19 protein-coding genes and 1 pseudogene are annotated in these 23814 nt (G+C 59.1%); 8 read left to right on the top strand and 12 right to left on the bottom strand.

Features of this window, described 5'->3' with window-relative positions; translation table 11 throughout:
* Positions 1 to 244 precede the first annotated feature (244 nt).
* Both BFL40_RS11405 and fabF read right to left on the bottom strand, forming a co-directional pair.
* A complete protein-coding gene (locus BFL40_RS11405) occupies positions 245 to 625 on the bottom strand; it encodes a RidA family protein (RefSeq protein ID WP_071484081.1) in 381 nt (126 codons plus the stop codon).
* Positions 626 to 690: 65 nt separating this feature from the next.
* Positions 691 to 1959: a beta-ketoacyl-ACP synthase II gene (fabF, locus tag BFL40_RS11400; RefSeq protein ID WP_071484080.1), complete on the bottom strand. Its 1269-nt coding sequence runs from the start codon at positions 1957 to 1959 to the stop codon at positions 691 to 693.
* A gap of 107 nt (positions 1960 to 2066) precedes the next feature.
* Between fabF and BFL40_RS11395 the strand changes: the two genes are divergently transcribed.
* Positions 2067 to 2549, top strand: coding sequence for a winged helix-turn-helix transcriptional regulator (locus BFL40_RS11395; RefSeq protein ID WP_071484079.1), 483 nt, complete (start codon positions 2067 to 2069; stop codon positions 2547 to 2549).
* On the opposite strand, the gene BFL40_RS11390 is transcribed toward BFL40_RS11395, so the two are convergent.
* The gene (locus BFL40_RS11390; RefSeq protein WP_071484078.1) at positions 2550 to 3872 is read right to left on the bottom strand and encodes an OprD family porin; all 1323 of its coding nucleotides are present in this window, start codon (positions 3870 to 3872) and stop codon (positions 2550 to 2552) included.
* 522 nt (positions 3873 to 4394) lie between these two features.
* Here BFL40_RS11390 and BFL40_RS11385 point away from each other — a divergent pair.
* Positions 4395 to 5720 carry an LLM class flavin-dependent oxidoreductase gene (locus tag BFL40_RS11385; protein WP_071484077.1) on the top strand — a complete coding sequence of 442 codons (1326 nt, stop codon included), beginning with the start codon at positions 4395 to 4397 and terminating at the stop codon, positions 5718 to 5720.
* A 60-nt stretch (positions 5721 to 5780) separates the two neighbouring features.
* Here the strand turns inward: BFL40_RS11385 and BFL40_RS11380 are convergent, their stop codons facing one another.
* From BFL40_RS11380 to BFL40_RS11340, 9 genes and pseudogenes are all read right to left on the bottom strand, one after another.
* Positions 5781 to 6650: an isocitrate lyase/PEP mutase family protein gene (locus BFL40_RS11380; RefSeq protein WP_071484076.1), complete on the bottom strand. Its 870-nt coding sequence runs from the start codon at positions 6648 to 6650 to the stop codon at positions 5781 to 5783.
* A gap of 186 nt (positions 6651 to 6836) precedes the next feature.
* Complete coding sequence (locus BFL40_RS11375; protein ID WP_071484075.1) at positions 6837 to 7622, bottom strand: HNH endonuclease; 786 nt, start codon at positions 7620 to 7622, stop codon at positions 6837 to 6839.
* Positions 7619 to 9964 carry an AAA family ATPase gene (locus tag BFL40_RS11370; protein WP_071484074.1) on the bottom strand — a complete coding sequence of 782 codons (2346 nt, stop codon included), beginning with the start codon at positions 9962 to 9964 and terminating at the stop codon, positions 7619 to 7621. Before BFL40_RS11370 ends, BFL40_RS11375 begins: the two co-directional genes overlap by 4 nt.
* Positions 9965 to 10080: 116 nt before the next feature.
* Complete coding sequence (locus BFL40_RS11365; protein WP_071484073.1) at positions 10081 to 10794, bottom strand: cupin domain-containing protein; 714 nt, start codon at positions 10792 to 10794, stop codon at positions 10081 to 10083.
* Positions 10795 to 10818: 24 nt separating this feature from the next.
* Positions 10819 to 11670, bottom strand: coding sequence for a GNAT family N-acetyltransferase (locus BFL40_RS11360; protein ID WP_071484072.1), 852 nt, complete (start codon positions 11668 to 11670; stop codon positions 10819 to 10821).
* Between the two features lie 217 nt (positions 11671 to 11887).
* Positions 11888 to 13348, bottom strand: a complete 1461-nt coding sequence (locus BFL40_RS11355; RefSeq protein ID WP_071484071.1) for an aldehyde dehydrogenase family protein — start codon at positions 13346 to 13348, stop codon at positions 11888 to 11890.
* A gap of 264 nt (positions 13349 to 13612) precedes the next feature.
* On the bottom strand, positions 13613 to 14458 hold the full coding sequence (locus tag BFL40_RS11350; protein ID WP_071484070.1) for a GNAT family N-acetyltransferase: 846 nt from the start codon (positions 14456 to 14458) through the stop codon (positions 13613 to 13615).
* Positions 14455 to 15636 (bottom strand): annotated as a pseudogene (locus BFL40_RS11345) (NAD(P)/FAD-dependent oxidoreductase). Before BFL40_RS11345 ends, BFL40_RS11350 begins: the two are co-directional and overlap by 4 nt.
* An 80-nt stretch (positions 15637 to 15716) precedes the next feature.
* On the bottom strand, positions 15717 to 16853 hold the full coding sequence (locus BFL40_RS11340; protein WP_071484069.1) for a DSD1 family PLP-dependent enzyme: 1137 nt from the start codon (positions 16851 to 16853) through the stop codon (positions 15717 to 15719).
* 95 nt (positions 16854 to 16948) lie between these two features.
* On the opposite strand from BFL40_RS11340, the gene BFL40_RS11335 reads away from it, so the two are divergent.
* The 6 genes from BFL40_RS11335 (at position 16949) to BFL40_RS11310 (ending at position 23813) form a co-directional block, all read left to right on the top strand.
* Positions 16949 to 17833, top strand: coding sequence for a LysR family transcriptional regulator (locus BFL40_RS11335; protein ID WP_071484068.1), 885 nt, complete (start codon positions 16949 to 16951; stop codon positions 17831 to 17833).
* Between the two features lie 441 nt (positions 17834 to 18274).
* The gene (locus BFL40_RS11330) at positions 18275 to 18943 is read left to right on the top strand and encodes a haloacid dehalogenase type II (RefSeq protein ID WP_071484067.1); all 669 of its coding nucleotides are present in this window, start codon (positions 18275 to 18277) and stop codon (positions 18941 to 18943) included.
* Positions 18944 to 18964: 21 nt separating this feature from the next.
* Positions 18965 to 20239, top strand: coding sequence for an NAD(P)/FAD-dependent oxidoreductase (locus BFL40_RS11325; protein WP_071484066.1), 1275 nt, complete (start codon positions 18965 to 18967; stop codon positions 20237 to 20239).
* A 94-nt stretch (positions 20240 to 20333) separates the two neighbouring features.
* A complete protein-coding gene (locus tag BFL40_RS11320; RefSeq protein WP_071484065.1) occupies positions 20334 to 21971 on the top strand; it encodes an ABC transporter substrate-binding protein in 1638 nt (545 codons plus the stop codon).
* A gap of 13 nt (positions 21972 to 21984) precedes the next feature.
* Complete coding sequence (locus BFL40_RS11315; protein WP_071484064.1) at positions 21985 to 22941, top strand: ABC transporter permease; 957 nt, start codon at positions 21985 to 21987, stop codon at positions 22939 to 22941.
* Positions 22938 to 23813, top strand: coding sequence for an ABC transporter permease (locus BFL40_RS11310; RefSeq protein WP_071484063.1), 876 nt, complete (start codon positions 22938 to 22940; stop codon positions 23811 to 23813). The genes BFL40_RS11315 and BFL40_RS11310 overlap by 4 nt, the downstream gene beginning before the upstream one ends.
* Position 23814 lies beyond the last annotated feature (1 nt).

The following is a 23814-nucleotide window of genomic DNA, read 5'->3' as shown; positions in this document are numbered from 1 at the left end:
GCCGGTTTAGCCGCGCTGGGCCAGGGATGGCCCATCGCGGCGACCCGCGCAGCCGTGCCGGAGTGCGGGCACACCGAGCCTAGGCGAGGTGCCGAGTGGTGGGGCAAGAGCCCTTTTGGTTACTTTTGGCTGGGCCGGCATTCCGGGCTCTTTTCCAAAAGTGACCCGCTGTAAAAGCGGAACCATAAGCCGCCGTTACCCCAAAAACGGATATGTACTCAGCGGCCCAGCAGCACCCACAGTCTCAGGCCTTGGCTGCCATTGCAGTGACTTCCACCCGCATACCTTCTACCGCCAACGCAGCCACGCCAACAGCCGCACGCACAGGCCACGGCTTGGCGAAAAAGCGCTTATAGACTTCATTGAAAGCGGCACGGTCGGCCATGTCGGTCAGGTAGATGGTCAGGTGCATTACCCGGTCCATGGAGCTGCCGGCCTTCTCCAGCGCGACCTTCAGCGCTTGCAAAGTGCATTCACTTTGCAGCGTGATATCCCCCAGTTCCAGGCTGCCATCAGCGCGGGTCGGGATCTGGGTGGAGACCAGGATGCCGTTGAAACCGATCACGTCGGAGGAAATCGAGTCGGCATCCGGATCAGGGGTGTAGGACAGGTCGTGGTTGGCCATGGGCGCCTCTCATTGGCAAGTTCAGAAAGGCGCCCATGGTCCTCGAAAACTACCCCAGGGGCAAACTACACCCAGCGCCGGAACAGCACGCTGGCATTCACACCACCAAAACCGAAGCCATTGGACAGCGCGTATTCAATCGGCATCCGCCGCGCTTCGCCACGCACCATATCCAGGCCGTCGGCGAGGGCATCCGGGTTTTCCAGGTTGAGCGTCACCGGGGCAACCTGATCGCGCAGGGCAAGCACGGTAAAGATGGCTTCGATCCCGCCCGCTGCGCCCAATAGATGGCCGGTGGCGGATTTGGTCGAGCTGATCGCCGGGCTACCACCGGTACCGAATACCGTCTTGATCGCCGCCAGTTCGCCTTTGTCACCCACGGGCGTGGACGTGGCGTGAGCATTCAGATACTGCACGGCAGACGCCTCGATACCAGCCTGACGCAATGCCTGAGTCATCGCCCGACGCGCACCGTCACCGTCTTCCGGGCCTGCGGTCATGTGATAAGCGTCGGCGCTGGTGCCGTAGCCCACCAGTTCGGCGATGGGCTGCGCGCCTCGGGCCAGGGCGTGTTCCAGCGATTCAATGACCAGAATGCCGGCGCCTTCACCCATCACAAAACCGTCACGCGCCTGGTCGAACGGCCGTGAGGCGCGCTCAGGTGTGTCGTTGAAGTCGCTGGACAACGCCCGCGCCGCCGCGAAACCGGCCAGGCTGACCCGATGAATCGCCGCTTCCGCACCGCCGCACACCGCGACATCGATTTCCCCGGCACGGATCATCCGCGCCGCGTCGCCGATGGCCTGCACGCCTGCCGCACAGGCGGTCACCGGGGCGCCCAATGGGCCTTTTAAACCGTAGTTGATCGACACATGCCCGGCCGCCATGTTGCTCAGGAACGACGGGATGGTGAACGGCGACAGGCGTCGTGGGCCCTTGCTGTCAGTGGTGCGCACGGCATCGGCAATCGCCGGGAAACCACCGACGCCAGAGGCGATGATGGTTGCGGTGCGTTCCTGCTCTTCCGGGGTTTTCGGCGCCCAACCGGCTTGCTTCAGTGCCTCGTCCGCCGCCGCCAGGGCGAACAGGATAAAGCGGTCCATCTTGCGCTGTTCTTTGGCCGCCAACAGCCGGTCAGGATCAAACCCGGCTTCAGGGTCCTGCAGAATGCTTTGCACCTGGCCACCGATGCTGATTGCCAGGTCACCGATCAAGGCTTCAGGCAGGCGACGAATCCCCGATTGCCCGCTCAACAAACGTTGCCAGGTCGACTCCACACTGGCGCCCAGCGGCGTCAGCGCGCCCATGCCTGTCACGACGATACGTTTACTCATGATCAATCGACTCCTGTTGCGTTGAGGGATACACATGTGTGGACGTCACTATCATCATGAAAGTAACATGGCGTCACACAACTTTGTACCCGCACACAGGAACCACTATGCAACGCAAGTCCCTCACCAGCGACGAATGCCCCATCGCCCGCAGCCTTGAGCGAGTAGGGGAATGGTGGAGCATCTTGATCATGCGCGACGCGCTGCAGGGTTTGCGCCGCTTCGATGAGTTTTCGCGCAGCCTGGGCATCGCGCCGAACATGTTGACGCGTCGGCTGAATGGGTTAGTGGAGGCGGGAATGCTCGAGCGTCGCCTCTATAGCGAGCGTCCACCGCGTCACGACTATGTGCCGACGGCCAAGGGCGAGGATTTTCGCATGGTACTGATGTCGCTGGTCGCGTTTGGCAACCGGCACTTCGCCGAGGAGGGCGCCAGTGTCGAATTGGTGGAGCGCGAGACGGGTCGGCCGGTACAGCCGATGTTGGCGAATGCCGAGGGAGAAGTGGTGGCATTGGAGCAGTGCAGGTTGCAGGCCGGTCCAGCCGCCAGCGCGGGAATGCGCCAGCGGCTGGAGTCGATCCCGCAGTGATTACAACAGGGTGAACGGGTAGTCGACGATCACCCGCAGCTCATTCAACTTGCCGTCACGCTGGTCGGCATTCGATGAAACCATGGCGTCACGCACGCGCAGCGACAGGTTTTTCGCCGGGCCGCTTTGGATCACGTATTTGGCTTCCACATCCGTCTCGTGGTGGTCGCCATCGGCACCGTAGTCGCCGGCATAGGCGCTGTTGACTGGGGTGTGGGTGCCATTGATGTCCGAGCCGTTGATGTAGCGGGTCATGAAGCTCAAGCCCGGCACGCCATAGCTGGCCATGTTCAGGTCATAGCGGATTCCCCAAGACTGCTCGCCCGGGCCGTTGAAGTCACCCCACTGCACCGAGTTGGCCAGGTTGATTGAGTCGCCGCCTTCGCCCGCACCGTTGTTGCCGGTGCCGATGTAGTCGAAAGGCGTGTCGCCATGCACTTTCTGGAACGACAACGTCAGGGTGTGGGCTGCCAGGAATGAATAGGCGGCCGCCAGCGAGTACGTGGTGTTGTTGATCGCCCCGGCCTTGGCGCTGCCGGTATCGAGAGTACGGTACAAGTTGCCGTCCAACGCCAGCGATTGGTCATGACCCAACGGCAACACGTAGTTGAGGTTGGTGTAGTACTGGCGCCAGATATCTTCCAGTTCGCCTGCATACACGGTTGCACTCAGGGACGGGGTGAAGGTGTATTTGCCACCGACGAAGCTCGCACTGGAGGCCGCCACGTTGGCGTAGGTCGCATAGATATCGTGGTCATGGTTGCTGGTCATGCCGCTGTTGGTGCTGGTGAAGTGCCCGGCTTCCAGGTCCAGGCCGTTGATTTCGCTGCTGGTCAGGTCAAAACCGGTCGCGGTCTGCGGTAGCAGGCGCGTGCCGCCGGTGGCGAAGACCGGGGCGGTGGGCTGCATGTCACCGAATTTCAGTTGGGTCTTGGAAATTTTCACCTTCACTGCGGCGCCCACTGAACCGTAGGCGTCTTCAGGGTCGCCATGGCGGTCGGTCGGCAGGTTGCCGGTGCCGGCGTCTTCATGCGTGGCGTCGAGTTTCAGCCCGCCGTAGGCGTAGGCATCCACGCCGAAACCAATGGTGCCCTGGGTAAAGCCCGAGGCGTAGTTGAGCATCGCGCCTTGGGTCCAGTCACGGTTGTCAGCCTTGCCGCTTTGCCGGTCACGGTCCATGTAGTAGTTGCGCAACAGCCCAGTGATGCTACTACCGTCGATAAAGCCTTTGGAGTCGGCCTGGTCGGTGACGGACTCGGCGAGCGCCACCTGGCTGATACCGGCACATATCGCCAGTGTTAATAGGCTCAACTGTTTGATCATGTTATTTACTTCCCCAGGATAATTAACGCGCGCACAAAACACCGCATTTTGTTGGAGGGCACATAAGGTTTATGGGCAGATGCTTTCAGGTGAGGTGTGACCGTTTTTATTGTGTTCGACGTGGGTGTCGAAGCTGATTTTTATCATGTTTTTCGCGGTGTGTAGCCAGGGCCATGGATTAAACTCGATTAATTAAACTTCACGTTGTTTAATCGACTTCAGGTGTAGCGTTGACGGTGTCTTAGCCGCTCTGCTTCGACAAAAACCTTTGGTTGCCGCCGCAGACTCTGCGGCGGATTTTTTCGTGCTTAGTTAAATAAAATTATGTAAGTTTTTACACACAAAACTTCTCTGTGGGTAATGGCGATATGAAGTTAACTAACCCACTTCTCCGTTTGTAACAAGGTTCAGTCGACGGTTGCGAACCGGGCTCTATCGCAAGGGTATAAGCCAGCACGTTTGATTATTGGACAGGTAAAGTCCACCCCGTCGATGCTGGGGATTATCTTCAGGGAGTGCTTCATGACTGCTCAACGCCAACTCAAGCTCGGCGCCTTCATGCGACCGGCCAGCATTCACACCGGTGCCTGGCGCTACCCGGGGGCTTTTCCAGACGCCAATTTCAACTTCAGCCACCTCAAGCGTTTTGCACAGACCCTGGAACGGGCGCGCTTCGATGCATTTTTCATGGCCGACCACCTGGCCTTGCTCAATATGCCGACCGAAGCGTTGAAGCGCAGTCATACGGCGACGTCTTTTGAACCCTTCACCTTATTGTCTGCACTGAGCCAGGCGACCGAACATATCGGGCTGATCGCCACGGCTTCGACGACCTACGACGAACCGTTTCATGTTGCCCGGCGATTTGCGTCGCTGGATCACCTGAGTAATGGCCGCGCCGGCTGGAACATTGTCACCACCGCCAACCCCGATGCTGCGCTGAATTTCGGCCTCAAACAGGCTTACGCGCATGACGAGCGCTATGCCCGTGCCCGCGAGTTCTACGATGTGGTCACCGGGCTTTGGGACAGTTGGACGGACGATGCGTTTATTCGTGACGCCGACAGTGGTGTGTATTTCGACCCTGACAAGCTGCACACCCTTGATCACCAGGGTCGGTACCTGAATGTGCGTGGCCCGTTGCACATTGCCCGTCCGGTGCAGGGGTGGCCGGTGATCGTGCAAGCCGGCGCTTCGGAGCCTGGGCGGCAACTGGCGGCAGAAACCGCCGAAGTGATCTTCGTGGCACCGGGGACGCTGGAGGAGGGCAGAGCCTTCTATGCGGATATAAAACGCCGTATGCGCTTGATCGGTCGTAACCCTGACCACTTGAAGATTCTGCCCGGTGCTTTTGTGGTGGTGGGGGACACACTGGAAGAGGCTCGGCGTATACGTGCCCACCTCGACAGCCTGGTACACGAGCACAGCGCGATGGCTTCGCTGTCGATCGCTTTGGGGGTGGATGCCTCGACATTCGATCCCGACAAATTTCTACCGTCGATCCCTGAAACCAACGCGAGCCAAAGCGCGCGTGAGCGGGTGCTGGCATTGGCCGATCGTGAGCAATTGACGGTGCGCCAGTTAGCGCAGCGGCTGGGCGGTTACGCCGGGTTGTCGTTTGTGGGCACGGCCCACAGCATTGCCGATGAAATGCAGCAATGGCTGGAAACCGAGGGCAGCGATGGCTTTAACATCATGTTCCCGTGGTTACCGGGCGGGCTTGATGATTTTGTCGACAAGGTGGTGCCGCAACTGCAACAGCGCGGGATATTCCGGCGTGAGTACGAGGGTACGACGTTGCGCGAAAACCTGGGGTTGCCTCGGCCAGGCAATCAATTTTTTACCTGAGCACGGATAGGGGCCCCTGCAACTCAACGAGTTGCAGGGGGGGGGAGCGGGGAGGGAGGCCTACTCTTTCACATCCATAAACTCTTCAGCCCAGGCCACGTAACTCTCAGGCAACGTGTAGGTATGCGTCAGCTCCGTTGCGCTGAGATTCGAGGTGCTGTGGGTCAGCTTGCGTTGGGCACGCAGGCTGTCGTAAGTGGCCTTGATCGAGGCAAAGTAGGCGCCATGGCCCGCCACCACAATGCGCACGCCGAGGCTGGCCAGACGTGCACTGTCATTGAGCTTTGGATTGCCGTAGGTCACCAGCATCAGTGGCACGGTGAGGTTTTGCGCGATCTGCTCGAGGTGTTCGAAGTCTTTGACGCCGACCATGCAGATCCCATCGGCACCGGCTTTTTCATAGGCTTTTGTGCGTTCGATCACCGCTTCGGTCGGCAACACTCCCGCGTTGGTCCGGGCGATGATGGCCAACTCCGGGTCGACACGCGCCTCAAGGGCCGCTTTTACTTTGCCGATGCCTTCCTCGATAGAAATCAGGTCGGTGGATTTACGCCCAAATTGTGCGGGCAACAGCGTGTCTTCAATCGTGAGCGCCGCGACACCGGCTCGCTCAAGTTCTTCGACGGTACGCATCACGTTCAGCGCGTTGCCGTAACCGTGGTCGGCGTCTGCAATGAAGGGCAACTGGGCGACGCGGCCAATCCGGGTGGCCTGCTCGACAAACTCACTCAGCGTGATAAGCGCAAAATCGGGTGCCGCGAGTACCTGCAACGATGCCACCGAACCACCCAGGATACCGACTTCAAAACCCAGGTCTGCCGCGATGCGGGCGGACATGGGGTCGAAGACGGAAGCGGTTTCAACGCAGATGGGGGTTGCAAGCAGTTCACGGAAGTTGCGGCGCAGCGCTGAGTGAGAGATTTTCGGCATGTTCTTTCCTGGCTCTGGTCATCGTCGAGTGACGATCAATGTCTATTCATGGTGTCGCGAGATTACCACGCAGGTGAGCAGGGGATTATGACGTTTGAGAATGAGGTATGCGCCAAGCACATAATCGCTGGTAGTCGTTCACGGTTCAGGGCTTGTCTCTACTCCTTGGCCGTCATTGGCCTGTCTTTAGCCCCTAAGAGGGGCGCTATCCACGCCGCTATCGTCCAGTTGATGCTGCATCGACTCATTCAAACTGTTGCGAAACGCCTCCAGGGCAGGCAGTTCCCCTGGCGAATGGCGGTCTTGAAACTGCTGGATACTGCCAATGGCTTCGGCCAGCGTCGGGTTGTTGCTGGAGAGGTTCTCACGGGCGGCGACGATGTAGAGCATTTCGCTGCATAGATGTTTGCCCTGTGGGGTTAGGCCCGTATAAGTGATATTGCAGGCATGATTGTGCTCGGTGCGCTCGTAGCTGACATGTTCCGCATAACGGTGAAACCGCGGATGGTAGAAGTCGGTAAACGCAGCCGCGGCCGGGTAATCCAGCCAAGGGACGGCAAATCGGCTCCAGTTGGCTTTCAGCTTGAGTTGGTTGCAGTCAAAACAAGCGATTGCCAGGTTCCAGAAATGCAAGGAGAACTGCGGGTAACTGGTCCGGGGCAGGATGTGTTCGATGGGTTTGGCATGCGCAATATTGAGTAGCCAGCGCCGGCAGTAGCAGCAGCGGTTGCCTTGCAGGGCGCCGACGAACCGGCGAAACGCGTGCTTGAGCAGAGGGCCCGTCACACCATGGTTTTTGGATTCGTTGTAGGTCGACAGTTGTGCCCAGACATCTCCGGTGTCGCGTGACTTTACCTGCAGTTTGCGCAAATAGATCACCGCGGCATTGTTGTACCGATCCGTCTCATGGGCTTGCTGCAGGTAAGACGCACACTGGCTACGTTGTTCGACTTCGCTCAACGGTGCGCTCATGACGGTACCCGGTCTTTTGCGCGCTTGAACAACTCCTTAATCGCGGCATCGGCGTGATCGATCAACTGCATATCGTGCTCGTAGCGTTCGTCCTCGCGATCGCTTGCGGTACCTTTCAGTGTTTTCTTCATGAGCGCCAGTGCATCCCGCAAGACTTTGCGTTGAGCGTAATCGAGCCGGCCTGGCTGATTGGTCACTCGGATCGCCCGCGACACAAGCACCGCACAGCGCTCGTTGATCTCGTTATTGTCGGGTGTACAGGTCTTGAAACCGTCCAGCAGGATGGACTCAACTGAGTGTCGTTGATGCGACGGGATGGCGGTGAGCGTCATTTCCTCGGCGACGAAGCAGTGGCTGATGGCATCACGCGCATTGGCGACCAGGATGGGGGAGTGGGTGGCGACCACGAATGAACATTCGAAACTATTGGCTAAGCGAGAGAACAAGTGGGGGAGTTGTTGCTGCCATTGTACGTGCAGGCTGATTTCCGGCTCGTCGATCAGAAACACCATGCCGTCGGCCGCGTTGGCGCAAATTCTGATCAGCAACGAGAGGATCTGTTGCTCACCGGAGCTCAATTTTCTGAACGGCACAATAGAGGGGTCTGTGCTGCGTTGCACGCCGGGTTCGAAGCGATCATCGCCCATGGGGACCTGCACACCTTCAAACAACTTGAAGCTGGCCATCCAGCGCTCCCAATCGTCAATCGGGTTGTCGGGGTCATTGATCGGGGCGAGGTAGTGGATACCGTTGAATTTGAGCAAATCAAGTTCTTCGTTAAAAACCTCAATGCGTGAAGCGTCCTGGTAAATCTCGTGCAAGGCCTCGCTGAGCGTGTGCAGAAACTCCAGCGGGTGCAGGTCATCGACTTCGCGACGGGTGCCTTGGTACTCGAACAACGATTCTTTTATTCGTTCAAGGGGGAAACGGTCGAATCCACCAAAGGCTATACCGACCGAGCTACGCACCTGTTTGTTGAGGTCAGTAATAAGATCGGCGAGTAGCTGGCTTTTGCCCGAGCCATTGTTACCGATGATGTAGATGCACACAGGCGCAGTTGGGTTACTCGAGAGTATGCCCAACAGCGGTCGATTATCCGGGCTATTTAGTTTTAACTTGTTCTCCTCATGCCCAAGATGCTGATATGCCGTCAGTGTGGGTGCACTTAGAACCACCTCGGTAGACAGTTCGCAGCAGAAGCCAGGAAGGTCTCTGTAGTCAGTTTCAAGGTGCTTGAGAAATGAGGGATTAAGACCATGTCTAGACAGCTCGTTGAAGCGTCTTGAGCCGATTTTATAGCGTGATTGCCACCAGTCTACGGTCGCTGCGGCGAACCAGGTGGGCTCGAAATACCCGGCGCCTTTCAGGCGACTGGCATCGATGCACAAGGTTTCGCCAGGTTTTTTCTTGGCAACGTTCAACAGCCACGCAGTGAAGACTGTGTGCTTCCCAAAGCGATCTTGACTCGGCAAGTCGATCACGGCTTCCAACAAGTCATGCTTGCTGATGTGGTGTTTCAACGACTCGGGTAATTCGTGCCCGTTGTCCCGATCGATGATGACCAGCACAAGATTGCCCAGGGTGTCCTGGTTGATCAGCTTCTCAACCGTTGCAAGGGCGGGGAACTGATGTCCGTGCTCCAGGCCACTGTCCACTATCGTCAGGTCGCCGGCGTCCAGTTTCGGGAGTGGATATTGCTCAAGATTTCGCAGTTTCAACCTTAGGTTGATCAGGTCTTGATGCGCGTAAGGGTGGCCGTAACCTTTTCGATAAAAAGTATCCAACTCCTTTTTCAGGACATTGGCGGTTACGCACGAGGCCCCGCTGTAGGGGAAGGTTTCTACAACCCGGGTTTTGGGTTTGCTCAGGCTGACGGCGAGCGATGCCACAACGTGGGCGTGAAAGAAACTGATCCGATAGTCTTCTGAAAGAATGCGGCGGAGCATGATGTCGAAGACGCGCAGGGCAAAGCCCTTTCGCCTGCCGATGTGCGGTTCGATGTACTGAAACTCATCCATCAAACGGTTGGCGAATTCAGCCGTCAGTGCTTCAACCACAATGTCTCTACGTACAAGGCCAGCACTGTTGCCTTGAATCAATTGAATTGTTTTCTCAACCAACTGCTGCGCATTGGTGCGTCGAACGAACACGCATTCTTCGCCTTCCAAAGCGTCCAAAGGATTGCTGATCAGGCATGCCACGAAATACAGCAGCAGCGCGTTGAACTGATCGGACTCCATGGGGGTAGGTACTGAACGAAACGAATGGAACAACTTATTAGCGTGAATGTTCCTTTCGTTGAGTTGCTCCATTTCGTTGAGCAACTCTATGTCGTCTTGCATTTCTGATTCCTTGAACGTTCGGGCGCAGTAGTGTCAGCAAAAATGAGCGACAGCTTAGTGTCATTTTGCCTTCATTGCGATCCGAACGATCAAGAAAATCAGCCAGGTGCACCGGCTTACTTCACCGCATAGACCTTGCGTACGTACACCGCGCTGCTCCAGGCACAGGGAGCGCCTTTGGCCACGAAGACGGTGTCACCGGTGTTGATGGTCACATCGATGCCCGTGGCGTCTTGCAGGGTGACGCTGCCTTCGATCAGGTGCATCAGCTCATGGAGTTTGTGCGGGCGGCCGAGGCGGGTGTAGGGCGTCGAATCCCAGATGCCAACACGCAGCTCGGTGGCGTCATCGTCAAACAGGTTGAGTGAGCGGCACTGAGGGGTGGGACCAATCAGGATCTGTGGCTCCGGCGCGGCCGACGGTGTCAGCAGGGCGCGCGGGTCGAGCGCGGTCAGGCCGGGTACAGGTGGACTGTCGGGCAGGTCGACGGCGCAGAAGGCCCAGCGGCTGTCAGTGCTCGCTTGCACGCGCAGTTGAGTGCCACGGCCAATGACCGCACTGGCACCGACCCCGAGCTCGAGGGTCTGTTCTGCCGAGCGCAACACCACATGGCCGGCGTGGACCACCAGCGTTTCGGTATGGGGAAAGTCTTCAATCAGTGTTTCGCCGCTGAACCGCACCAGGCCTGCGGACACACCGTCCGAGCCCTGCCAGGCGATGTCGCGCGAGTCGCCGAACGGGTCACTGGGGTTCAGGGCTGCCTTTTTGAAGTGCGTAGTAACCTGGCTGCCGGCGGCGCGTGCCAACAGCAAAATGCTGGGGGATGTCATGGGTGGATGCTCCGAGAGAAAAATTCAGCCGATCGCCTGGGTGACCAGGGCAAACTGGCGTACGCCTGCTGTCGCGTGGGGTGGTTTGCCCAAGGCCATTTGCGCAACGGTATCGACCTGCTTCAGGCCTGCTTGCTCAAGCCAGTCGCTGAGGCCGCAGTCGGCCGGAATGTCGATGCGTACAAAGGCATTCGGCACCCGCGCCAGCAATACCGCCACCAAGTGCTTGGCCTGTTCAGGGTTCTGCGCCACCACCGGGCCAATGCAGTGACCCCGGCCGAAGGGCCTTAGCAGCGCAAAGCCGATCAGCTTGTCATGGCGTTCGATCCCAACGGCGTACTCCACCAGCAAGTCGGCGAGCACGGTGTGCCGGTCCAGGCCGCTGCCGGCGTTAGCCAGCGCCAGGATCGAGGCACGATCTTCGGCGCGTAATTCACGGCAGGTTTCGCCCTCGGCCAGCGCCACCTGGCCAGGCACGGGTGCCTGACCCTGATGCTGCTGCACTCGACCGAATTCGACGAAGCCTTGGCTGGCATACAGCGGGGCACCCGCGAGCGTTGCGTTGAGTATCGGCGTGCGTGACTCGCACGCTTGGAGCGCTTTTTCCATCAACCGGCGACCGATGCCCTGGCCTTGGTAGTCATCGCTGACGATCACCAAGCCAATCGTTGCGAAATCGCCCTGCGGACAAGTGAAGGCACTGCCGATCAGCCGCTCGCCATCGAGCACTACAAAACCGTTGCTGACGCGTTGCAACATCGCCCAGTCGTCCAGCCGATGGGGCCATTTCAGTTGCACCGACAAGGCGTGGGCAGCCGGCAAGTCGGCCACGGTCATGGGCCGATAGACATAAGCGGGGTGTGGCAGGACGGGCATGGCGAGCCTCCGTTGAACGTCTGGTTGTAGATCATTTGAGTGCCTGTATCCCATCTGCCCAAAGGGCTGGCAAGGGGGTCATGCACATTCGGCAGATTCCTTGTGCCAGGGGCCACCAGACCACAGTTACTCCTTAATTGCCTTGCGAGGTCAGCAGCAAATGCCAGGTTGTTTTTCTTACGATGGAGGCCTGGGTATGTGACGTGCCGTAACCTTTTTAGCTGAATCCAATGATGGCTTTGGTTTCAAGGTACTCTTCAAAACCATGGACACCGTACTCTCGACCATTACCCGATCGCTTGTAGCCACCGAAGGGTGCCATTGGATTCCAAGAGGGGTAGTTCAGATGCACCTGTCCAGCTCGAATACGAGAGGCAACGGCACGAGCTAGATCAAGGTCGCGCGCCTGAACATGAGCAGCTAGTCCATATATCGTATCGTTAGCGATCGCTACGGCCTCATCCACCGTCTCATACGCAATGATGCACAACACGGGGCCAAATATTTCCTCTTGAGCGATCCGCATTGCGCAGTCCACGTCAGAGAAAACAGTCGGTCGCGTGTAAAAACCCTTTTCAAAACCCGGCACACGCCCTGGTCCACCGCAGACGAGTTTTGCACCCTCGTTGAGGCCTACTTCGATCATTGCCTGAACGCGATTGAACTGTGCCTCGTTGGCAATCGGGCCCAACTGCGTATCTTCCGATTGCGGGTCACCCACCAGAATTGAATTAGCGGTTGCTGCGGCCAGAGACTCGATCTCGGCCAGCCTGTTATTTGGAACAATCATTCTTGTTGGCGCGCTGCAAGATTGCCCTACGTTGCGAAACGCAGCCATCACTCCCAGCGGGACGGCTTTGGCAAAGTCAGCGTCGGGAAGCAGAATATTCGGGGACTTGCCCCCCAACTCCTGCGTGACGCGCTTCACCGTATGGGCGGCCGCTTGTGCAACCAGAGCACCCGCGCGGTTTGAGCCGGTAATTGAAATCATATCGATATCAGGATGGGCCGCTATCGCTGCGCCGACCTCGGCGCCGCTTCCGTTCACCAGGTTGAAAACACCCGGCGGGAGGCCCGCATCATGTACCAGTTGTGCAAAAAGAAGGGCGCTCAGAGGTGATAGTTCACTTGGTTTCAAGACCACTGTGCAGCCGGCAGCGATGGCCGGGGCGACTTTCGCAGTGATTTGATAAAGGGGCCAGTTCCACGGCGTGATGAGGCCGCAGACACCTATTGGTTCACGCTCAATCGCGGTGCCGCCTTCAACCGTTTGGAAGCGATAACTGGACAGCAGATCACGTGCGACCCGAACATGCTCCGCTGCCAGCGGCACTTGCATAGCCCGAGCGGAACTGATTGCAGCGCCCATTTCCAGAGAGAGGGCCTGCGCAAGCACCTCCTTTCGCTCAAGGATGAGATCGTAGATTCTGCCAAGGACCACGGCGCGCGATTCTGCGCACGTTGCAGACCAACCAGGAAATGCTGCACGCGCCGCAGCTACTGCTCGATCTACGTCCTCGGCAGACCCGCACGCGACCTGTGCAACGACCTCTTCATTGGCCGGATTGACCACCGGTAAACTTGCCGGAGTTGCGGGTGAAGTCCAGCGGCCGTTGATATAAAACGTGTGAGACGTTTGCGGATCAACGCTGTAGCTATTCGAAGATTGTGTTGTCATTCAACCAGCTCCTTGGAGCGATAGAAGGCGGGGCTAAAAGCAGGGGCCGCAGAGAGCGCGATTCAGAGCAGCGCGTTGCGACCGGTACACCCTCAGGGCGCTGTCGTCTCAATTAAGCTAACAAAACGGCCTAGGCAAGATATGCCGTTATTCAGGTCTGCAAGGGATAATCTGCTGAATCTGGCAGGCTTACTGTGCATCAATGCAATTGAGCCGTTTACGCTGGTACAGCCTCCGATAAAACCCTTGCCGGCTGCCGTGATTTCAGCCGATAGCTTGAGTCACGAGAGCAAACTGCCTGATGCCATCGCTTGATTGTGGAGGCACTCCCAAAACCATCCGCGGCGCTCTGTCAACGCACTGGAGTCCGAGGCTTTCCAGCCAACCGGCTAATCCACATTCGGTCAGAATATCGAATCGTACAAATGCGCCGGGAATCAATCTCAGCAGGTGTGTGATCAACTGCTGGGCCTGTTCCTGGTTTTGTGCGACCACAGGACCAATGATATGACCACGACCAAATCGGCGGAGCAGGGCGCAGCCTTGCAGCTGTCCGTCCACTTCAATGCCGACCACGTGCTCGGCCGTTGGCAGCAGATCGTTGAGTACCTCGGTACGGTCCAGGCCGCTGCCCGCATTGGCCAACTCGATCAACCTCGGGTACTCAGCCAGACTCAAGACTCGACAGTTTGAATGTTTGATTAAGGGCATTGGCGCCGGCGTCTGTGGCACGCCTTGATGTTGCTGGATTCGCGCAAACTCGATGAAGCCCATGCTGGCATACAGCGGTGCGCCTGACTCGGTTGCATTGAGGATCGGCGTACGCGGTGCGGCAGCGTCCAGGCACAGGTTCATCAGCCGGCGTCCTATGCCTTTTCCCTGATGTTGATCACTCACGATCACCAGGCCTATGGAGGAATAGGCACCCTGATGGCAGGCGAACGCCACGCCAACTAACTGACCATCAAGTTCTGCGACGAAACCTTCGGACGTGCGCTGGACCATGGCCCAATCTTCCTCCCGATGAGGCCACTTCAGGTGCACAGAAAGCGCATGTGCTGCGGGTATATCTGCCGCGCTTACACTGCGATAAATATAGGCGTGGTTCATATCAGTTTTCCTGTGCTGAGTACGCTCGTCTGCAACGGCATCGCAACCGATGGCTGAGTAAACCGCCGTATATCAAATGGACTGATCAAGGTGCTTGTATGGCCGGTACTGATCAGTTCGGCCATCACATCCCCCACGCCGGGGCCTAACTGGAAGCCGTGGCCGCAAAAACCGAACGCATAAAACAGCCCGTCCACGGTGCCGCTCGGGCCCATCACCGGCAAGGAGTCCGGTGTGTAGCTCTCGATGCCGCTCCACACACGGATAATGTTCAGCTTTTCGGCTCCGGGTAACAGTCGCTGCATTTGTCGCATCTGGTTGAGCAAACTTTCCGGCTTGAAATACGCCCGCCGGTTGAGCATGTCGGGGGTGCAGCGGTTGCCGCCGCCGATGATGATGTTGCCGCGCGGGATTTGTCGGAAGTAGATCACCTCTTCCTTGATTTTGGTAAACACCCCAATCACGGTCGGCAACGCGTAGGGCACGGGTTCAGTCACCGACATCTGCGGGCCGTTGGGCTCCAGTGGCACCGGTTCACCGAAACACTGCGACAGTCTCGCGGCCCAGGCGCCTGCTGTAATCAACAGTTGCTCGGCAACGAACAACTGCCCATCGGCAGTGGTGACGTGGAAGAGGCCGTTAACCTTTTGCACATCGGCAACTTCAGTGCGCTCTTCGATTCGCGCACCGAGTCGACGCGCGGCACGGGCAAACGCCGGCGCTGCCAGGCGCGGGTTGGCGTGACCATCGTGGGGGGCGTAGGAGCCGCCCTTGACATCCGGACCCAGGAAGCCGAAACGTTGATGCAGCTCGGCGCCACGATAGATCTTCAAGTCCAGTTGCGCGGCCTCCGGTGCAGCGGCGTAGGCCTCCAGCTCAGCGATTTCATCCTCGCGATAACACACGCGCATATGGCCGCTGGCGATGAACTCCAGGTCGTCATCGATAAGCTCCGGTAGGCGTTTCCACAATGCCTAGGAACGATTGGCCAGTTCGAGCTGGCCCAGGTAGCGACCCTGACGGCGTACGTTGCCAAAGTTCACGCCGCTGGCGTACTGACCGATCTGGTCGCGCTCCAGCAGCGTGACCGAACAGCCGCGCCGACTCAAAAAAAACGCTGACGAGGCACCCATGATGCCGCCGCCGATGATCAGTACATCGCTTTTTTGCCTGTTCATGAGGGCTCCTCGAATATTGTCATTGCTGACGTTCCTCTTTTGCACCACGCGCCACTGCTTCTATTTCGATCAAGTTTTGATTACCAGCCATGAAGACGGCTCCATGTGTGCACGACGCCTTCGGCATCCATGGCCTGATAGTCCGGGAACTGCGCGCCGGTGGCGCATGCATGGTTGGGCAGGATGCGCAGCCGACTGCCGATGGGGAAGCGCGCGACAATGTCGTCACTCTGGGCGGTTCCCAGGGTGATGATGCCGTGCTCCTGATTGGCTCCAGTGACCAGCGCGCCTTCGATCCAGTCGCCGGTTTCGGTACACACTTGTCCATAGCCATAGTCTTGGCGCTGACGCTGTGTGCCGCGATCCCGGCTCATGGCCATCCAGCCGGCGTCCGTGATGATCCAGCCTTTGTCCTGCTGATGGCCGATGACGGTGGTCAGCACACTCAGCGCCAACTCGTCTGCCTGACAGACGCCGATGTTGTGCATCACCAAGTCGAAAAATACATAGACGCCGGCGCGCACTTCGGTGACGCCGTCCAGATTCAGGGCCGAGAGTGCCGTGGGCGTGGACCCGATGCTGACCTCAGGGCACGTCAACCCGGTTTCGCGGATTCGTTCTGCGGCGCGTACGCACAGCGCGCGTTCTTGTTCAGCCAGCGCTTGCAGGGCTTCAAGGCTGTCCAACTCGTAGCTGGAACCGGCGTGGGTCATCACACCTCGCAGGGACATGCCGCCTTTGCTCAGGATGCGCGCGACATCGATAAGTGCGTTGTCTTCAGTGGCGAGGCCAGAGCGGTGGCCGTCGCAATCGATTTCGATCCATACGTCGAAGCGTTCGTCGTGTTGCTGTGCGAACGCGACGATAGCTTGGGCCCCCGCGACGCTATCGGTGAGCAGGCTCAGGTTGCAGCCCTTGCGCCGCAGTGCCAGTGCCTGGGGTAACTTGCCCGGCGCGATTGCAACGGCATAGAACACATCGCTGATGCCCTGCGTGAAACAGTGCTCAGCCTCCTTCAGTGTGGAAACCGTCACACCGCTGGCGCCCGAGGCTATCTGTGCCTCTATCACCGGCAGGCACTTGCTGGTTTTGATGTGCGGGCGCAAACGCACGCCGAGGCTGTTCATGCGCTGTTGCATGCGCTGGATATTTCGCTGCATTCGCGGGACGTCGACGAGTGCAACGGGCGTGTCGAGGGAGGCAATCGGCGTTGACATGATGGAACTCAAGTGGCTGGGTACGGGCTGCACTCTACTCAGCCATCATTAAGTTGTGATTCAATTGAATCTCATCAATCATTAAGTAAAATTGAATGATCGCCATCGAAGACCTGCGGCTTGCGGTCACGCTTGCACGCTCTGAGTCCTTGAGCGCCGCCGCCAGAACCCTGAATGTGTCCCCGCCGGCGCTCTCTATGCGCTTGCGTAAGTTGGAGGCGCTGCTTGGGCTGACCCTGGCCAATCGCGACGCTCGGCGCCTTAGCCTGACGGCGGATGGAGAGCGGTTCTCGCGGGAAAGTGCGCGCTTGCTGGAACAGTTGGAGGCGCTCCCGGAATCCTTCAAGCAAAAGGACGAACGGCTGGTGGGTACATTGCGACTGGCGGCGCCGTTCGGTTATGGGCGACAGCGACTCGCGCCACTGCTGGCGCGTTTTGTACGGTTGCACCCCAAACTTTGCCTGCACCTGGATTTGCGTGAGACGCCTTGGCCGGACCGACATGACAGCGACGCCGTGATTCACATCGGCCACCTTAATGACAGCCTGTGGACGGCCAGGCAGCTCACGCCGAACGAGCGCTGGTTATGCGCAAGTCCTGCCTACCTGCAAGAGCACGGCGTGCCGTCATCGCCGGACCAGCTCACGGCGCATCGCTGCATTTGCATTCGTGAAAATGATGAAGATGTGACGCTGTGGCATCTGCGCAAAGGGCAGGGGCGCAAGACGCTGCGCATCGAGCCCGTATTGTTGAGCAACGATGGCAGCGTTGCCCGGCGTTGGGCTGAGCAAGGACTGGGGTTGGTGTTACGTTCGCAGTGGGATGTGAGTGATGCGATCGCCAGCGGCAACCTGGTGCGGGTGTTGGCGGATTGGAGCTTTGACAGTGCTCCGGTCAACTTGCTGGTGCCGTCGCGAAAACTTCGCAGCCCGCGCGTACAGGCACTGGTGGCATTTCTGGAAGATGCGTTGAAAGCATGATCCGGGCGCTATTGTGCAGCCCGGCCCTACTTTATTTCACTGCGTAAACCTTGCGCACATACGCCGTGCTGTTTCACGCACAAGGCGCGCCCTTGGCCACGAATACGCTGTCGCCGGGGTTGGCCGTCACTGCGTTACCCACGTCACCGCACAAAAAACTGCTTTCACAACACTTTCTGTCGCAGCTCAACCCAATCTTGAGCCTTTGCGTCCAAAAATTCCCATAAAGGCGCACAAATACGGGCTCTGCCCAAGCTTGGCGCGCACCGCAAACTCTGCTGAGCCCAGCCACCAAAACGGTGGTTTGTATTGAGCGCAGGTCGTTTTAGACGGCATATGCTGATTTCACAGTGGTGTAATGAACCTGTGCTGCAACGAGGCCGACGCGCCGCCAGGGCAGCGAACGCTTGCCACACTCAACTGACTTCAGGACCGCACTCAATGAGCTTTCTTCGTCCCAAATTCATCACGTTCGACTGCTACGGCACGCTGACCAACTTCCATATGGGCACCATGACCCGTGAGCTGTTCGCCGATCGGATCAAACCCGAGCAGATGGATCAGTTCGTCAAGGACTTCTCGGCCTACCGTCTCGATCAGGTTATGGGCGACTGGCGCCCGTACGACGAAATTCTCAAGACTGCCCTGGCCCGTACCTGCAAGCGCTGGGGCATCGACTACCGCGAAGAAGGCCAGTTGTACTACGACGCCGTGCCAACCTGGGGTCCCCATGCGGACGTGCCGGCCGGTCTGTCGAAGATTGCCGACAAGATCCCCCTGGTGATTTTCTCCAATGCGATGGACAGCCAGATCATGTCCAACGTCGACAAACTCGGCGCGCCGTTCCACAAGGTCTTCACTGCTCAACAGGCCCAGGCTTACAAGCCGCGCCTGGCGGCGTTTGAGTTCATGCTCGACAACCTCGGTTGCGGCCCGGAAGACATCTTGCATGTGTCTTCAAGCTTCCGTTATGACCTGATGCCGGCCCATGACATGAAGATCAAGAATAAAGCGTTCGTTGCCCGCGGCCACGAAGTGCCGGCCAATGCGTTTTACGGTTACCAGCAGATCACTGATATCGGTGGGTTGCCAGCGTTGGTCGGTCTGTAACAGCACACCAAGGGGTAATACATGGGCAGTGAATCCTATTGGCTCGACACCGCACCGGCATTTACCGGTGCCCAGTTGGGCGGCTTGCCCAAGCAGGTCGATGTCGCGGTGGTCGGCGGTGGGTTCACCGGCCTGGCGGCGGCGCGGGCGTTGGCGCTCAAGGGCGCAAGCGTAGTGGTGCTGGACGCTGGGCGCGTGATCGGCGAAGCCTCGGGGCGTAACGGTGGGCAGTGCAATACCGGGGTGGCCCAGGATTATGCCGGGTTGCACGCGAGCCTCGGGGCCGACAAGGCGCGTGCCTACTACCAAGCCTATGAAAGTGCGGTGCAGACGGTGGTCTCATTGGTCGAGCAGGAAGGGATCACCTGCGACCTGGTGCGTAACGGCAAGCTCAAGCTGGCGGCCAAGCCGATGCATTACGAAGGCCTGGCCCGCACGTGTGAGTTGATCCGCCAGGAAGTGGATGCGGATGTCGAGTTGCTGACCGCCGAGCAGACCCACGCCGAAGTCAACTCGGCGCAGTTCCACGGCGGCTTGCTGCAACGCAACGGTGTGCAGATGCATGTCGGGCGCTTCGGCGTGGGTTTGGCCGAAGCGGCTGCGCGGCGCGGCGCGATGATTTACGAGCACATCCAAGTCAAGGACTGGAAGGCCCAGGCCGGCGGTTATCAGGTCAACACCGCCAAGGGTTCGCTGCATGCCGGGCAAGTATTGTTGGCGACCGGCGCCTGCCAGCATGGCGACCTCGGCTGGTACCGCCGCAGGATCGTACCGGTGGGCAGTTTTGTGATCGCCACCGAAGTCTTGCCTCAAGCGCTGATCGACCAGTTGTTGCCCCAGCACCGGGCCTATGTGACCAGCCGCATGATCGGCAACTACTTTCGCCTGACCCCGGACAACCGCCTGCTGTTTGGCGGGCGGGCGCGGTTTGCAATGTCCAACAGCGTCTCCGACGCCAAGAGCGGCAAGGTGTTGCAAGCGGCGATGCTGAACATGTTCCCACAGTTGGCGGACGTGAAAATCGACTACTGCTGGGGTGGCCTGGTGGACATGACGTCCGACCGCCTGCCCCGCGCCGGACAGCATGGCGGGGTGTTTCACTCCATGGGCTACAGCGGTCATGGCGTGCAGATGTCGGTGCACATGGGCCAGGTGATGGCCGAAGTCATGGCCGGCAATCCTGCGGCCAATCCGTGGCGCGAACTGGAATGGCCGGCGATTCCCGGGCATTTCGGCAAGCCCTGGTTCCTGCCGTTCGTGGGGGCCTACTACCGGTTCCAGGATTATTTGCACTGAGTTGCCGTTGTTGCGTCACCGTCGTTTGCGTTTCCAGGACGCTGCGGACATCCGTAGCACTCGATTCTCCCGATTATCGACAGGTAGCCTTGATATGACTGACAACAAAAACACACCCGAGCTCATTTCCGGCCAGGAAAGCCTGCGGGTGTTCGAAAGCCTCAATCGTGGCATGTCACGCCGCAACGCATTGCAAATGCTCGGTGTTGCCGGCGTGGCCGCAGCCGGCGCGGGCAGCCTGTTCGGCGCCGCCGGCAAGCTGTTCGCCGATGAAGCAAGCACGGCGGGCAAGGGCAAGCCAGGCGGCAAGATCCGTGTCGCCGGCATGTCCAGCTCCACCGCCGATACCCTCGACCCGGCCAAGGGCGCGCTGTCCACCGACTACGTACGCCACTACATGTTCTACAACGGCCTGACCCGTTTCGATAAGCACTTGGTGCCGCAACTGGAACTGGCTGAACGCATCGACAATTCCGACGCGACCCTGTGGACCATCACCCTGCGCAAGGATGTGACCTTCCACAACGGCAAGAGCCTCACCGCCGCCGACGTGGTGTTCTCCCTCAGCCGTCACAAGGACCCGCTCACCGGCTCCAAAGTCATGCCGTTGATGGAGCAGTTCGCCGAGATCAAGGCCAGCGGGCCGAACGAGGTGCAGATTCGCCTCAGTGCGCCCAACGCTGAGTTGCCGTCGATCCTCGCCGTGTCGCACTTGTTGATCGTTCCAGAAGGCACTACCGACTTCAGCAAAGGCATCGGCACCGGACCGTTCACTGTGGGCGAGTTCAAGCCGGGTGTACGTTCGATTGCCGTGCGCAACAAGAGCTACTGGAAGCCGGGCCTGCCGTACCTCGACGAGATCGAGTTTATCGCGATCGCCGACGAGCCATCGCGCGTCAACGCGCTGCTGTCGGGCGACGTGCACATGATCAACGAGGTCAACCCGCGCTCCACCACGCGTATTGCTGCCAGCGCCAAACACCGGGTCGTCGATGCACCGTCGGGCAACTACACTGACTTGATCATTCGCCAGGATCAACTGCCTGGCAAAAGCCCGGAATTTACCCAGGCCATGAAGCTGCTGCTCGACCGTGAGCAGGTCAAATCTGCGGTGTTCCGTGGGTTTGCCGTGGTCGGCAACGATCACCCGATTGCGCCGGGTTCGCGCTACTTCAACACCGACTTGCCGCAGACGGTCTACGACCCGGAAAAAGCCAAGTTCCTGCTGAAAAAAGCCGGCATGGAAAGCATCACCATGCCCGTCATGGCGTCGCCTGCGGCCACCGGTTCGGTAGACATTGCTGTGCTGCTGCAGCAATCGGCCAAACAAGCCGGGCTCAAGCTCGACGTCAACCGCCTGCCGAGCGACGGCTATTGGTCCAACCACTGGATGAAGCACCCGTTGAGCTTCGGCAACATCAACCCACGGCCGAATGCCGACGTGATGTTCTCGCAGTTCTTCCAGTCCAAGGCGCCGTGGAACGAGTCCGGCTGGCAGAACGATCAGTTCGACCAACTGCTGATGCTGGCCCGTGGCGAAACCGATGACGCCAAGCGCGCGAAGATGTATGGCGACATGCAGACGCTGGTGCACGATCACTGCGGTATCGGTGTGCCGGTATTCATCAGCAACATCGATGGTGTCGACCAGCGCGTCAAAGGCTACGACAGCAACCCGCTGGGCGGTTTCATGGGCTACATGTTTGCCGAGCAGGTGTGGTTGGACGCGTGAGGAGGGCGGTACGATGAATAGCAATACACTGTGGTTGATCGGCCGGCGCTTCGGTGCCGGGGTCGTGACCTTGTTGATCGTGTCCATGGTCGTGTTTGCGATCACGGCTGTCCTGCCGGGGGACGCGGCTCAACAATCCCTTGGCCAGTTCGCAACCCCTGAACAGGTGGCGGCACTGCGCCTGAAGCTGGGGTTGGACCAGCCCGGTGTGTTGCGGTACTTGCACTGGTTGATGAGCCTGCTGACCGGCGACATGGGGGTATCGGTGTCCAACGCCATGCCGGTGGGTGAGCTGATGGCGGGCCGCGTGCCCAACACCCTGATGCTGGCGGGCGCCACGGCGCTGGTCTCGGTGCCGGTGGCGCTGGTATTGGGCATCGGCTCGGCGATGGGCCGGGGCGGGCGCATCGACAGTTGCCTGAGCTTTGTCACCCTGGCGATGGTCGCGGTGCCGGAGTTCCTGGTGGCAACCCTCGCGGTGCTGATTTTTGCGGTCAACCTTGGTTGGCTTTCGGCACTGTCTTACGCCAGTGACATCACCTCACCGCTGCAATTCATGCGTACCTATGCCTTGCCGGTGATGACGCTGTGTTGCGTGATCGTCGCGCAAATGGCGCGCATGACCCGCGCCGCGGTGATCGACCAACTCGACAGCCCCTACGTGGAAATGGCCCGCCTCAAAGGCGTCAGCCCGATACGTATTGTGCTGCGCCATGCCTTGCCCAATGCGATCGGGCCGATTGCCAACGCCATTGCCCTGAGCCTGTCGTACCTGTTGGGTGGGGTGGTGATCGTTGAAACCATCTTTAACTACCCCGGCATTGCCAGTTTGATGGTCGATGCCGTGACTAACCGCGACATGGCGCTGGTGCAAGCGTGCACCATGTTGTTCTGCGCGGCCTACCTGGGCTTGGTGCTGCTCGCCGACCTGTGCGCAATCCTGTCTAATCCGAGGCTGAGAAACCAATGAACAATCTCATTGCGAAGTCAAAGCCTGTCTCTTCCTCCCTGGCACTCGCCAAAGCCTCCAGCGGCCCGTCGTGGCTGGGCCTGGTGGGGGCCGTTGTATGCGTGGCCTGGTTGCTGGTGGCGCTGTTCGGTCCCTGGTTGGCGCCGCACCCGGTGGGTGAAGTGGTGTCCGATAACATCTTCGAAGGTTTTAGCCTCGCACACCCGTTCGGCACCGATTACCTGGGCCGCGACATGCTTAGCCGGGTGTTGGTGGGCGCACGGTTCACCGTCGGGCTGGCGCTGGTGGCGGCGTTACTCGCCAGCACTTTCGGCACTGGGTGTGCGCTGTTGTCGGTGGTCTCGCCCAAATGGCTGGACGAAATCATCAGCCGCATCATGGACGCCTTCATCTCGATTCCGAGCAAAATGCTTGCACTGATCATGGTCTCGGCTTTTGGCTCCTCAGTCACTCTGCTGATCTGCACTGCCGTGATCAGTTATATCCCAGGCTCGTTTCGCGTAGCCCGCAGCATGGCGGTCAACATTGAGGCCTTGGAATACGTGCAGGTTGCGCGTACCCGAGGCGAACGCCGGTTGTACGTGGCGTGCATGGAGATCCTGCCGAACATGCTCAACCCGGTATTGACCGACCTGGGCCTGCGCTTCGGTTACATCGTGTTGTTGCTCAGCGGCATGAGTTTTCTCGGCCTGGGCGTGCAACCACCAGACGCGGACCTCGGCTCGCTGGTGCGCGAGAATATCGGCGGCCTCAACCAGGGCGCGCTGGCCATCATCATTCCGGCACTGGCCATCGGCACGCTGACCATCGGTGTGAATCTGTTGATTGACTATCTGTCGTCTCGACGTAGTCGACGCTCGGGAGGCCATTGAA

Origin of the sequence: Pseudomonas costantinii, from assembly GCF_001870435.1 — a bacterium.
GTDB classification, from domain to species: domain Bacteria; phylum Pseudomonadota; class Gammaproteobacteria; order Pseudomonadales; family Pseudomonadaceae; genus Aquipseudomonas; species Aquipseudomonas costantinii.
The sequence above is the reverse complement of the archived record's forward strand: the minus strand, read 5'-3'. Positions and strand labels throughout refer to the sequence as shown.